The sequence below is a fragment of the Mycobacterium attenuatum genome (genome assembly GCF_900566085.1).
GTDB classification, from domain to species: Bacteria; Actinomycetota; Actinomycetes; order Mycobacteriales; family Mycobacteriaceae; genus Mycobacterium; species Mycobacterium attenuatum.
In genome coordinates, this window is sequence record NZ_UPHT01000131.1 from 21,629 (window position 1) to 34,536 (window position 12,908).

Here is a 12,908-nt window from a genome sequence, read left to right on the forward strand (position 1 = left end):
TCGACGCGGTGCGCTGCCCGGCGCCGTCACGCCCGAGGGCGTTGACCGGCCGCCACTTCGTCGGGGTATTCGGCGTAGTAGGGCACGTATCCTTCGTCGCGGCCGGCCAGCACGTAGAGCGGATCCTCGACCTCGGCGCCGTAAGCCTGCTGGCGCAGCTCCACTTTGCGGCTCTTGAACGTCGTGGTGTGCGCCATCGACTCGACTACTCGCACGAACAGCGGCAGCGCGTAGGCGGGTAACTGACCGTAGACGGCCCGGGCCAGGGACTGCCCGTCGAACTCGGCGCCGTCGCGCAGCTTGATCGCGGCCATGCCGGCGCGGCCGCCGGTGTTGGGCACCTCCACGCCGTAGACCGTGCACTCCTCGACTGAGGGGTCGGCCGATACCGCCGCTTCGACCTGCGTGGTGGCGACGTTCTCGCCCTTCCACCGGAAGGTGTCGCCCAGCCTGTCGACGAACGCGGCGTGCCCCATACCCTGCGGACTCATCACGTCACCGGTGTTGAACCAGCAGTCGCCGTCCCGAAATGCATTGCGCACCAACTTCTTTTCGCTGGCCGCCGGGTCGGTGTAGCCGTCGAACGGCTGCAGCCGGTTGACCCGGCTGAGCAACAGCCCCGGCTCACCGGGGGGCACCCGGCGTACCCGGCCGCTGTCGTCACGCAGCGGGGCGCCGGTATCCGGGTCGTATTCCACGTAGGCCAGCGCCATCGGCGACACACCGGTGGTCCTGGGCACGTTGAAGATGTTGATGAACGCGGAGTTCCCCTCGCTGGCGGCATAGAACTCGCAGACGCGCGCGATGCCGAACCGTTGGGTGAACTCGTCCCAGATCTCCGGCCGCAGGCCGTTGCCGGTGATCACCCGTACCCGGTGCGCCCGGTCGGTCGATTTGGTCGGCTGGTTGAGCAGATAACGGCAGATCTCCCCGATGTAGATGAACGCCGTGGCCTCGGTGGCGATCACCTCGTCCCAGAACCGCGACGCCGAGAACGACTTGCCCAGCGCCAGCGTCGCTCCGGAATTGATCACCGACGACACCGCCACCGTCAGCGCGTTGTTGTGGTACAGCGGCAGGCAGCTGTACAGCGTGTCCGAGCTCTTCAGCCGCAGTCCCATGCCGCCGAACACCGCCAGCGCCCGCAGCCACCGGTGGTGAGTCATCACGCTGGCTTTGGGGAACCCCGTGGTGCCCGACGTGAAAATGTAGAAGGCGGTGTCTTTGGCTCGCACCGCCGCAGCCGAAGCCGGGTTATGCGCGGGCGCGGTCGCGGCAAAGCGCTCCAGGTCGTCGACGGTCAGCACCTCGCCGGCCGGGCCACCGCTTTCACTGATGGCGCTGACCAGGTCCGATTCAGTGAGCAGCAGCTTGGCGTCAAGCAGGCCCAGACTGTGGGCGAGCACCTCACCCCGCTGGTGGTAGTTGAGCATCCCTGCAACGGCGCCGCACTTGACGACGGCCAGCATGGCCAGCACCGTATTGGGCGAGTTGCGCAGCATGATGCCGACCACGTCGCCGGGGCCGACACCTCGCGCGGCCAGCACCGCGGCGTACCGGTTGGCGGTCGCGTTGGCCTCGCGATAGGTCAACTGCTGCTCGCCGGATTTCACGAAGACCCGGTCACCGAAACGGGCTGCCCGGTCCTGGAAAACACTCCCGATCGACGCCTTGGACGTCGGCCGGGCCAGCAAGCCGGTCACCGCCCCCCGCACTATCGACGGTGTGTCGGCCAGTACGCCCGGCACCCGGGCTGCGACGTCGCTGAGCTTGACCCGTGCGCGCGCGCCACCTTGGTGGTCGGACACCTTGTTCCTCGATTCGCTCGTGAAAAGTGACGGGGCGCGGCGCCCATGCCCGGTCACGAGGGTGCGCACAGCTCCAGCGCCGCGCCCACCTTATCGACTACGCTCAGCCGCTCCATTGCTGCCTGCGCGACGTAACCGGCGTCCACCAGTCCGTTGAGCCACGCCAGCAGACCGTCGTAGTGCCCCCACGGGTCGAGCATCACGATCGGTTTGCTGTGCATACCCAGATAGCCGGTAGTCCAGGCGTCGAGAAGCTCATCCAGCGTCCCCAGACCACCTGGCAGCACGATGAATCCGTCGGCGCGTCCCTCCATGATGTGCTTACGCTCGCGCATCGTGTCGGTGACGATCAGTTCGGCGGCCGCATCCGCGTCGGACAGTTCGCGACGGATCAGCAACTTGGGAATCACGCCGACCGTCCGCCCGCCGCGTGCGTGCGCCGCCCCCGCGACAGCGCCCATGGCCGAAAGGTTGCCGCCACCCCAGACCAGGGTCCAGCCGGAGTCGGCGATCGCCTCTCCAAGCTCCGCAGCGAGCTCGAGCAATTCCGGGTGCGTGGGTCCGGCCGCGCAGTAGACACATACGGCCCACTCGTGTTCGGTTGAGTCGAGTCTTGGGCACATATACCGAAACGTAGACCAACACCGGCTCCGGGTGCGGCGGAACGCGAACAGAAGTGGGCCGCCATTGCGCCCCGCTTGATCGAGCGCCATAAGATTTCAGCGGTGCCCATTCGATGGAACGTCCCGCAACAGGCGGCCGCGCTGGAGCGGTTGGAAGCCGCCCTGGGTGACGCATCCGCTGGCGGTGGGGCAGTCGTCCTCGGACCCGACGGAGTCGGCAAATCCACGCTGGCCCGGTTGGCCGCCGAACAATTCTGCCGCCGGTACCCGACCACGCTGATCCGCTGGGTCATCGGCACCCCGACCGAGCGCGTGGTTCCGTTCGGCGCCTTCGGCCATCTGGTGAGCATCGCCGAAATTGGCAAGCCGGCCGCCCTACTGCGGGCCGCCCGGGCATCGCTGTGTGCTGACGCTACGCAAGGCAAGCTGCTGCTCATCGTCGACGACGCCCACGATCTGGACATCCTGTCCGCCACCCTGGTGTACCAGTTGGCGCTGACCGGCGCGGCCCGGATGATCGTCACCGCGCGCACCCCGGATACCCCCGCTACCCCGGTTACCCCGGCCGCGCCCGAGGCCATCACAGCGCTGTGGACCGACTGTTTGCTGGATCGGATCGACATCGAGCCGCCGGGCGGACCAACCGCGCCGGCCGAGGTCGACGAATTCATCGCCGAGCTGCCCGCCCCGGCTCGGTCGGTGCTGGATTATCTCGCCATTGCAGAGCCCTTGTCGCTTGCCGATCTCACGGTGCTCGCCGGTGATGGCGCCGTGCAGCAGGCCGAGCAGTTGGGCGCCGCGGAAACCCGGGTACGCGGCGGGCGCGCCGACGATCCGGTGGTCTATACGGCTCACCCGTTGTTCGCCGAACGCACGCGTGCCGTGCTGGGCGAAGAGGGCGCGCGACGACGGCGAACCGAGGTAGTCATGTTGTTGTCGCGGCATTCCATCGGACACCTTAGTGACCGGCTGCGGCTGGCGGCGTTGGCCCTGGGCAGTCTGGACAGCGAAGCCGAGCAACCGGTGGACGAGGTGGTCGCCGCCGCGCAGCAGGCGCTGCGCCTGGGCGACGTGCGGCTGGCCGAGCGGTTGGCGCGAGCGGCGCTGGATCGATCGGCCGGACTGGACGCGCGACTGGTGCTGGCCCAGGCGCTGAGCTGGCAGGGACGCGGCCGGCAAGCCGCGGGGGTGCTGGCGGCCGTGGACCCTGCCGGTCTGTCCGAGGCCGAGCTGATGGCGTGGGCGGTGCCGCGGGCCGCCAACCAGTTCTGGATGCTCGGCGAACCGGAGCGGGCCACGGCGTTCCTGCAGACCACGCGCGGCCGGATCAGCGAGCCCACCGCGCAGGCCGAGCTGGACGCGCTGACGGCAACGTTCGCCATGAACGCCGGAAACCTGCCGCGGGCCATCACGCTGGCCGACCAGGTGTTGTCCCAGCCGTCCCCCGGTGACACGGCCGTGGCGTGGGCGGCCAGCGCCGCCGCGCTGTCCTCGGCACGGATGGGTCGCTTCCGCGACGTCGAGCCGCTGGCCCAACGGGCCTCGGCCGCTGAACATCCCGGGCTGCTGCGGTTCACCGTGGGCCTGGCACAGATCACCGCATTACTGATGGCGGGTGAGACTGCCCGGGCTCAGGCGCTGGCCCAGCAGTTCACCGACTTCGCCGAGCTGCAACAGCCCGGTCGAGCCATCGGCGAGGTGTTGCTGGCGTATGTGCTACTCACTAAGGGTGAATTCGATTCTGCGGCAACGCTATTGGAGCCTGCCGCCGCCGAGCTGGAACGCACCGGCTATTCCTGGGGTCCGCTGTCATTGATGCTGCTGGCCACTGCCATCGCACAGCAAGGCCGCATCGCCGAGTCCGCGAAAGCGCTGCGGCGCGCCGAGACCCGGCACGGAACCAAGTCAGCGCTGTTCGCCCCCGAACTGATGCTGGCCCGCGCGTGGACCAAAGCCGCCGCTCGGGACAAGGCCGGCGCCATCGCCGATGCGCGCGAGGCGGCGCGAACCGCCGAACGAGGCGGGCAGTCGACGGTGGCACTGCGGGCCTGGCATGACGCCATTCGCCTCGGCGACATCCGGGCGGTAGTCCCCGTGACCCGGCTGGCAGCCGAGATCGACTGCCGCGTGGGCGATCTCGTTGCCAAACAGGCCCGTGCGTTGGGCGACCGCGACGCTGCCGCGCTGACCGCCGCGGCCGAGGAGCTGGCCACGATCGGGATGGCCGCCGCGGCCGCAGACGCAGCGGCAGCAGCAACCAGGGCCGCGAACCGGCCGGGTTAGCCGCTCAAGTAGCGCCGCAGCATGTCCACGGCCACCGTGATCTGGGCGGCCGGCACCCGTTCGTCGCTACGGTGGGCCAGGTTGGGATCGCCGGGACCGTAGTTGACCGCGGGTATACCCAGTGCCGCGAACCGCGACACGTCGGTCCAGCCGTACTTCGCCCGGACCTGCCCGCCGGCGGCCTCGACCAGTGCTTTGGCGGCCGGCTCCGACAGCCCGGGCAGGGCACCCGAGGCGGCGTCGGTCTGCTCGATCTGCACGTCGAGCCCGTCGAAGACGTCATGGACGTGCTGCAGGGCTGCGGCCACCGACCGGTCGGGGGCAAAGCGGTAGTTGACGGTGACCGACGCGCGATCGGGAATCACGTTGCCGGCCACACCGCCGTCGACGCGCACCGCCGACAAACCCTCGCGGTAGCTGCAACCGTCGATGTCGACGCTGCGCGCCCGGTATCGCGCCAACCGGTCCAGGACCGCACCCAGTTTGTGAATTGCGTTGTCGCCCAACCACGAACGCGCCGAATGGGCGCGGGTTCCGGTGGCGCTGATCACGACGCGCAGCGTGCCCTGGCAGCCGGCCTCGATATAGCCGGCGGTCGGCTCGCCCAAGATGGCCACGTCGGCCGACAGCCAGTCGCGCAACTCGTGCTCGATGCGGCCCAGACCGTTTGCCGCAGCTTCGATTTCCTCGCAGTCGTAGAACACCAGCGTCAGATCGTGCACCGGTTCGGCGACGGTGGCGGCCAGATGAAGGAAGACCGCGTCACCGGATTTCATGTCGGCGGTGCCGCAGCCGTACAGCTCGCCGTTCTCGAGCCGGCTGGGCAGGTTGCCGGCCGGCGGAACGGTGTCGAGGTGCCCGGCCAGCAGAACCCGCGACGGCCGGCTGCGGCTGGTGCGTGCGAGCACGGCGTTGCCGTTGCGGATGATCTCGAAGCCGGTTGTCTGAGCCCGCAGCGCGGCTTCCACCTCGTCGGCGATGCGGGCCTCGTTGCGCGACTCGCTGGGGATATCGACCAAGGCCGCGGTCAATGCGATCGGATCACCGCGCAAGTCCAGCACGCTCCCAGCCTAGAGCGCCGAGCAGACACACAATCGCACTCCCCACAGGCCTGGGGTGCGATTCTGCGGCTGCTCGCGCAGGCAAGTAGCGTGTCGAGGCGTGACTGGAGCAGCAGGCATCGGCTTGGCGACCCTCGCCGCCGACGGATCGGTCCTCGATACCTGGTTCCCCGCGCCGGAGCTGACCGAATCGGACAGCAGCGGAACCTCCCGACTGGCGCTGTCCGACATCCCGCCCGAGTTGGTCGCGCTGGTCGGCCGCGACGACGATCGCAGCACCGAGGTCGTGGCGGTCTACACCGTCATCGGCTCGCTGGCCGATGTCGCCGCCGACGCGTTCGACGCCTACCTGCGGCTGCATCTGCTCTCGCACCGATTGGTGGCGCCGCACGGGCTGAACGCCGGCGGCTTGTTTGGGGTGTTGACGAACGTGGTGTGGACGAACCGCGGACCATGCGCCATCGAGGGTTTCGAAGCGGTGCGGGCCCGGCTGCGCCGCCACGGAACCGTCACGGTCTACGGCGTCGACAAGTTCCCGCGGATGGTCGACTACGTCCTGCCCACCGGGGTGCGCATCGCCGACGCCGACCGGGTGCGGCTTGGCGCCCACCTGGCGCCGGGCACCACCGTCATGCACGAGGGCTTCGTCAACTACAACGCCGGAACCCTGGGCGCTTCAATGGTCGAGGGCCGCATCTCGGCGGGTGTGCTCGTAGGCGACGGCTCCGACATCGGCGGTGGCGCATCGATCATGGGGACCCTGTCCGGCGGGGGCACCGAGGTCATTTCGATCGGCAGACGCTGCCTGCTCGGCGCCAACGCCGGGCTGGGCATCTCCTTGGGCGACGACTGCGTGGTGGAGGCCGGCCTCTACGTCACCGCCGGCACCAAGGTCACCATGCCCGACGGCACCGCGGTCAAGGCACGCGAACTTTCCGGCCGCAACAATCTGCTGTTCCGGCGCAACTCGGTCACCGGCGCCGTCGAGGTGAGATCCCGCGACCGGGAAGGCATCACCCTCAACGAGGATCTGCACGCCAACTAGCGCTCAATAACCGAGCCGAATGTGGTTCCGGTTGTTTCTGGAAGCAGATAGGTGCACACCAGGCTGACCGCCACCAGAGCGGCCATCATCACGCCGACCGCCCAGCTGCCATAGAGGGCCACCAGGGTGCCGGCGACCAACGGCGGCGCCGCTCCCCCGGCAATGCCGGCGACGTTGATCGATAGGGCGGTGCCGGTGTAGCGGTAGCGGGTGGCGAACAATTCGGGGATCAGGGCGGCGACGGGTCCGAAACCAGCCGCCGCGATGGCGTAAACGCCCAGGATCGCGACCGCGAACCAGGTGCGATCACCGGAATCGATCAGCGGCATCACCAACAGCGACCATGGAAGGCCCACGGCCCACCCGGCGAGCATGAGGCGCCGGCGCCCGAACCGGTCGCACAGCACGGCCGTCATCGATACGAACACGATGCAGGTCAGCCCGCCCAGCACCCCGACCAGCAGGATGAAGTCGCGCGAATAGCCCAAGCGGGTTTGTGCGTACGAGGGAAGGTAGGTGCTGGCCAGATACAGGCAGCCGAAGACGGCAAGCACGCAACCCGCAGCCAGGACCAGTTCACGGGGCTGGCGGCGCAGCACTTCCGTCAACGGAGCGGGGCTAGGGGTTGCATTCCCAGCATCAGTCCTGGCCATCTCGGTGGCGAAGACCGGGGTCTCGCTGATCTTCAGGCGCATATACAGGGCTATGACGACCAGCACTGCGCTCAGTAGGAATGGGACACGCCATCCCCAGCGCAGGAAAGCGGAGCTGTCAGCTCCGAGCGTGTAGTTCACGACCAAGAAGGTGAGGCCGCTGAGTACCAGTGCGATGCCGCCGCCGATTGCGGTGAACATCCCGTAATAGCCGCGTTTGTGCGGGGGTGCTGACTCGGCACTCAACAGCGCCGATCCGGCCCATTCACCGCCGGCGGCGAAACCCTGCAGCAGGCGCAGCAGTATCAGAATCAGCGGGGCCAGCGCCCCGATGGTGGCGGTCGCCGGAACAACGCCGACGGCAACGGTCGCCATGGCCATGATCAGCAACGTGGCGACCAAGGTCTTCTTACGGCCCAGCCGGTCCCCGAAATGCCCGAAGACCGCCGCACCGAACGGCCGCGACAGAAACGCCGTCGCGAATGTTCCCATCGAGGCGACGGTGGCCATCGTCGGACCGAGGCCGGGGTAGAACACCGAGGGAAACACCAGCGCGGCCGCGGTGCCGTAGATGTAGAAGTCGTAGTACTCGACCGCCGAGCCGACGGCGCAGGACAGGGCCACCCTTCTCATGGGCGTTGCCAGCGGGCTGGGCTCACCCGTCCCGACGGCGGCCCCTGCGCCGCCGCCGGCCTCCGCGGTTACATACATGGCGGTGACGATAAGCCAGGAAGCCGGACGAATTCCGTTCCAGCGCCGTGAATGTGCTGTCAACATGCTGAGCGGAACTGTGCATGCGCCGGCAGCAGGCGCGTGAGGCGGTGCCGAGAGTCATGAAACCCGTTGCGCTCCAAAGTGCGAAGCCCAGTCAACCGCAGGATGCGACAACGGTCACATTAATCAACTATGGTTGACAATATAGCCGGAGTGGTCCTACCGTCATATTGTCAACCATATATGACAAACGAGAGGGGCGGGTCGGCTCGACACCATGGCAACGGGGCTAACGCCGGACGCGGTTCATTCAGCGTCGACAACCCGGGCTTTTCGAGCCGAACAGCACCGAACCGAAGGGAGTTCGACATGTCAACGATTCGCACCTTGTCGGCGGGTGTCCTCTGCGCCCTTGGCCTTTCGCTTGCGGGAACGTTTGCGGGTACCGCGACGGCCTCGGCCGCCCCTGGACAGCCGGCCCTGGGCCCGATGCATCCGGGTGGGGCTCCGGTGAACGCCGCACCGCTGCACCCCGGTCGGGGACCGATGGACTCCGCCGAAACTCCGATGCGCCCGGGAGTCGCTCCGATGCACCCGGTTCCGCCGCCGACCCACCCCGTCTACCACTACACCGAAGATCTGACCCACCCGCTGTGGTCGGTCACCCATCCGTTCTGGGCACTTGTTCCCTGAACGCAGCCCCGCTCTGCCCCCGGGCCATCGCCACCCCTGTGCCCGGGGGCAGAGCGTCGCCCGGCGCCGAGTTGGGATCTGACCGCGCGATTCGACCGCACCGCTGTGATCCGGTGACCGGTCAGCGCCTGACGTGGTGCACGACGATCCGCCCGCCGTCCTTCGGCAGGAATCCGAGGCCGCCCGCACGTATCTTCTCCGGTGGCGCCGTGGTGGTCTCAATAGTCAAGTGGCGCAGAATGGTTCGCAATACCACGTTCATTTCCATCTTGGCGAATGCCGCCCCCGCGCACCGACGGGTCCCTCCCCCGAACGGAACCCAGGCAAAGGGCGACGGCTTGCCGTCGATGTAGCGTCGCGGATCGAAGCGATCCGGATTAGGGAACGTGTCGGCGTCGGCGTGGCACCGCGAAAGGCTGACGACGATGGAATAGCCCTGGGGTATGACGTACTCGCCCAGCTCGAATGCCGGCGCCCGTACCCGGCGACCGGAGAAGTCGATCACCGACCTGGTGCGCTGCACCTCGTAGATCGCCGCGTGCCGCAACTCGTTATCGTCGGTGTCAGCCTCCGCGACGAGCGCCGACAACAGCTCGGGCTGGCGGGTCAGCCGTTCGAACACCCACGCCAAGGTGGTGGCGGTGGTTTCGTGGCCGGCGACCAGAAGAGTGAGCAGGTCGTCCCGAACGTCCTTGCGCGACATGGCCGAACCGTCGTCGTAGGCACTGCGCAGCAGCAGCGAGAGAATGTCGCCGCGGTCGTGCATATCCTTGCCCGACTGCGGATCTGATTGCGCTTTGTCGATGATTCTGTCGATGATCGCGTCGTACTTGCCCCGCCATTCGGCCAGCCGGCCCCACGGGGTGTAGCGCCCATAGGTGCGGGCCGGCAGGGGCAGCGTCGACAACCGCGAACCCCATTTCGCCCACGGTATGATGACCTGCCGTAGTTCGTCGAAGTCATCTCCTTCGGCGCCGAAGACGGCGCGCAAGATCACGTTGAGGGTGATGCGCTTCATCGCCGGCAAGGTGGAGAATGCCTTACCGTCGGGCCAGTCGGCGATTTCCCGCAGGGTTTCCTGTTCGACGATCCGCTCGTAGTTCTGCATGTTACTGGCGCGGAACGGATGGGCCAGCAGCTTTCGGCGCCGTCGATGCTCGTCGCCGTCGAGCCCGAATACCGAACCCGAGCCCAGCAGCCGGCTCAAGTTCGGCTGGATGGCGCCGAGTTCGTCTGTCCTGCTGCTGAATACCTGTTTGGCCAGCCGCGGGTCGGCCACGACAACCAGGCGTCCGAACACCGGGACATCGAGCCGGAACGCACCGCCGTAGCGGTGGGCGAGCTGCTCGGTGGCCCAGCGGCGCGTCGCGAAAAACGCGATGCCCTGCAGCCCTTTGGGGATTACCCGCGGTGGCGCCGGCGGCAACTTGGCATTCGTCGGCCGCGTGATCGCCGGTCCCGTACCGCTGGATCCGTCTCTGGCGATCGGTTCACTCACGCGGCAACCACGCGAAGGTCATGAACGGCATGAACGTGGTGTACCCGCGAAGATATACGTCTAACACAGTTGACGGTTTTAATGAGTTTGCTATGAGCGCCCGGTTTATTCGATTACCCCGCTGAGATCGAACTCGGCGAGAGTTCGGGCCGCCAGCTCACGCAGTTGGGGCTTGGAGCAGACCTGGCGGGCCTGGTACGCGACAACGGTGATGCACATCTTGCCGCTGATCCGCACGAATACCAGCGATAGCTCACCGTGACGCTCGAGATGGTCGCGCTTGACGTGTTGGATGATGCCACCGCCGAATGCGTACTCGGCCTCGGTGCCGTCCGGGCAGGCAGCCACGGCGGCCAGATCGCCGAGACTCGAACACGCCACGGGCAGATCGCCATAGGCGAACGCCGCCTCGGCGAGCCGCTTCAAGGACCGCTTCGGGACGAACGGCACCAGCGGCGCAAGCGGAAGCATCGGCGATGCCACTTCCGGGGTTTCGCGCAGGGTGTTGAACACCTGCTTGATGGCCGCGCGGGTGTCGGACAGGTCGGTCGTCACCCCGCTCGGGTCCACGCTCACGCTCACGAACGACAGCGTGTTGGCCCGGGTGTCATGTTCGGTGCGATCACTGAGCGGCACCTGCAAGGTGACCATGCCGTCGCCAGCACGCCGGCGGCCCATCCGTTCGCCAAGTTTGGCCGACAGGGCGGCGGCCAGATGGTGGCTGGTTCCGCCCAGCGCGATGGCGCGCGCATCCCACTGATCCAGATCGACATGAATGGCTATGGCCGGCACCACGACACGTTCGTCACGTTCGGCGCCACACGGGCTCCCGGCGGCGACGGGCCGTGGCGGCGCCGACGCGGTGGCGGGCGCCTCCTCCTGGCGACGACGACGCGCGGCCTTCGCCGCCCCGGCAAGAGCCCGACCGACCTCGGGCGCGCCCCGGACGGTTTGGCGCGCGTCCTGGACAAGCGCCCGCAGCCGGGTGCGGGAACGCGGCGGTGGGTAACCGAGGTTGCGCTTCTTGCCGATGGCCGCCTCGGCAACCGCCAGGCCGATCCCCAGCCCGTCGATCAGGCAGTGCGAAGCCACCAGGCTGATCGCGGTCGAGCCGTCGGTCAGCGGCAAGACCCCCAGATGCCAAGCGGGTCCAAGCTCGGGATCGATCGGTTCCTGTGCGCGCTCGTCGATCCAGTCGCTGAGCTCACCGCGTGAACGCGGGCGTTCGGCCACATCCATGTCGGCCGGGCCCCGATCACAGACCCACCGATGGTTGGCGAACGGCAGTGGCGAGCGTTCGATGCGCCGCCCCAGCAATCCATGGCCGAGGTTGTGGTGGAAACGCTTGAGTGCCTCGACGTCGACGCGGTGTTCGTATACCCACACACACTGGACGACAGCGGCGCGGTCCAGGGCACGCAGCAGCGCGAACATGGCTTGGTCCATGGACGACAACCAGTTGTCCGGCGCCACATCGCCGTTGGATGCGTTGCCGTTGCGAAGCGTCTGCCGCGCTCGAGCGGGCCGTAGCTGGACTGGCACGTGTTAGCCTCCGATCGAATGCGGGATTGCCGGGCCGGCACGCTCATCGCTGTCAACGGGTTTCGCGCGGCTCGTCGTCCGTCCCGGCCCCGTCAGCGCCCATCCGATGTGCCGCCGAGGCGGCATCAGACATTGGTGACGACGCGGTTGGCGACGGTGTTGGTGTGGTCGTTGATGTAGAAGTGCCCGCCGTCGAAAAAGGACAGGGTGAACTTGCCGTCGGTGTGGTTGGCCCACCGGTGCAGCGACCCGGAATCAACCCGGTTGTCATGCCGGCCACCGATGACGTGAATATCGGCGCGAATGCGCACCCCGTTGCTGCAGTCGTAGCGGTTGAGCGCTTGGTAGTCGCACCGCGCCGCATTGGTCAGTAACTCGGCGAACTCCTCGTCGGCCAACAGCCGGGGGTCGGTCCCGCCCATGTTGGCAAGGTCGGCCAGCAGCTCGGTATCACTGGTGGGCAGCTCGGGTAGATCAGCGACCGCGGACGGCACCGGCCCGGCCGACACCCACAGCTTGCGCACCGCGATACCGCGCTGTTCGGCGATCCGGGCAAACTCGAACGCCACCACCGCACCCATGCTGTGCCCGAACAGCCGCAACGGCGCCGCCCGGTGCCACGGGCCGGCCTGAAACAAGCCCAAGGCCAGGTCGTGGATATCTCGCGGCGCAGGGTGGTTGAGCCGCTCGGCCCGCTGCGGGTACTGGACGATGAACGTGTCGCCCCCGGCGGCCAGGGCCGTCGCCAATTTCCGGTAGCTGGCGGCCGCCGCCCCGGCGTGCGGGAACACCACGATGGCGCCGCGGTGAGGTTGTCGTTCTGGCCCCGGCATGTGCTTGATCCAGGGCGCGAAGGTGCTTGACATGTAAGTCCTTTCATCGATCATCAGGGTTTGCCGCCGGTATGCGGCATCGCTTGGTGGCGCCTGGTGGGGCCGGCGGGAGGGGCCGTCCGACTTGCCGGGCCCCGGTCGCCCATAGCCGGGTC

General features: G+C 67.8%; 10 protein-coding genes. 3 read left to right on the top strand and 7 right to left on the bottom strand.

Translation table 11 applies throughout. The annotated features are described in order from the left end of the window. Nucleotides 1–26 precede the first annotated feature (26 nt). Nucleotides 27–1,808 (bottom strand): long-chain-acyl-CoA synthetase FadD6, encoded by a 1,782-nt coding sequence (gene fadD6, locus EET13_RS20920; RefSeq protein ID WP_122444107.1) that lies wholly within the window; start codon nucleotides 1,806–1,808, stop codon nucleotides 27–29. 53 nt (nucleotides 1,809–1,861) lie between these two features. After that, entirely contained in the window at nucleotides 1,862–2,431 is a 570-nt protein-coding gene (locus EET13_RS20925; RefSeq protein WP_122444070.1) for a TIGR00730 family Rossman fold protein, read from the bottom strand. A gap of 102 nt (nucleotides 2,432–2,533) precedes the next feature. Between EET13_RS20925 and EET13_RS30970 the strand changes: the two genes are divergently transcribed. Next, nucleotides 2,534–4,714 carry a tetratricopeptide repeat protein gene (locus EET13_RS30970; protein ID WP_122444071.1) on the top strand — a complete coding sequence of 727 codons (2,181 nt, stop codon included), beginning with the start codon at nucleotides 2,534–2,536 and terminating at the stop codon, nucleotides 4,712–4,714. Here the strand turns inward: EET13_RS30970 and dapE are convergent. Continuing rightward, nucleotides 4,711–5,775: a succinyl-diaminopimelate desuccinylase gene (dapE, locus tag EET13_RS20935; protein ID WP_122444072.1), complete on the bottom strand. Its 1,065-nt coding sequence runs from the start codon at nucleotides 5,773–5,775 to the stop codon at nucleotides 4,711–4,713. The two genes, EET13_RS30970 and dapE, sit on opposite strands and share 4 nt — an antisense overlap. Nucleotides 5,776–5,875: 100 nt before the next feature. On the opposite strand from dapE, the gene dapD reads away from it, so the two are divergent. Continuing rightward, on the top strand, nucleotides 5,876–6,820 hold the full coding sequence (dapD, locus tag EET13_RS20940) for a 2,3,4,5-tetrahydropyridine-2,6-dicarboxylate N-succinyltransferase (RefSeq protein WP_122444073.1): 945 nt from the start codon (nucleotides 5,876–5,878) through the stop codon (nucleotides 6,818–6,820). Here dapD and EET13_RS20945 read toward each other — a convergent pair. Next, a complete protein-coding gene (locus EET13_RS20945; protein WP_122444108.1) occupies nucleotides 6,817–8,106 on the bottom strand; it encodes an MFS transporter in 1,290 nt (429 codons plus the stop codon). The genes dapD and EET13_RS20945 overlap by 4 nt on opposite strands. Nucleotides 8,107–8,556: 450 nt before the next feature. Here EET13_RS20945 and EET13_RS20950 point away from each other — a divergent pair, with 450 nt between their 5' ends. Next, on the top strand, nucleotides 8,557–8,880 hold the full coding sequence (locus EET13_RS20950; protein WP_122444074.1) for a hypothetical protein: 324 nt from the start codon (nucleotides 8,557–8,559) through the stop codon (nucleotides 8,878–8,880). Between the two features lie 121 nt (nucleotides 8,881–9,001). Here the strand turns inward: EET13_RS20950 and EET13_RS20955 are convergent, their stop codons facing one another. The 3 genes from EET13_RS20955 to EET13_RS20965 form a co-directional block, all read right to left on the bottom strand. After that, entirely contained in the window at nucleotides 9,002–10,330 is a 1,329-nt protein-coding gene (locus tag EET13_RS20955; RefSeq protein ID WP_211189109.1) for a cytochrome P450, read from the bottom strand. Between the two features lie 153 nt (nucleotides 10,331–10,483). Continuing rightward, complete coding sequence (locus tag EET13_RS20960; protein ID WP_122444075.1) at nucleotides 10,484–11,920, bottom strand: hypothetical protein; 1,437 nt, start codon at nucleotides 11,918–11,920, stop codon at nucleotides 10,484–10,486. A gap of 125 nt (nucleotides 11,921–12,045) precedes the next feature. Further along, complete coding sequence (locus tag EET13_RS20965) at nucleotides 12,046–12,786, bottom strand: thioesterase II family protein (RefSeq protein WP_122444076.1); 741 nt, start codon at nucleotides 12,784–12,786, stop codon at nucleotides 12,046–12,048. Nucleotides 12,787–12,908: the final 122 nt, after the last annotated feature.

What these genes read in the sequence shown, in the direction of transcription:
- EET13_RS20925 (WP_122444070.1), bottom strand. Translation starts at nt 2,431, where the DNA reads ATGTGCCCAAGACTCGACTCAACCGAACACGAGTGGGCCGTATGTGTC.
- EET13_RS20945 (WP_122444108.1), bottom strand. Translation starts at nt 8,106, where the DNA reads ATGAGAAGGGTGGCCCTGTCCTGCGCCGTCGGCTCGGCGGTCGAGTAC.
- EET13_RS20950 (WP_122444074.1), top strand. Translation starts at nt 8,557, where the DNA reads ATGTCAACGATTCGCACCTTGTCGGCGGGTGTCCTCTGCGCCCTTGGC.
- EET13_RS20965 (WP_122444076.1), bottom strand. Translation starts at nt 12,786, where the DNA reads ATGTCAAGCACCTTCGCGCCCTGGATCAAGCACATGCCGGGGCCAGAA.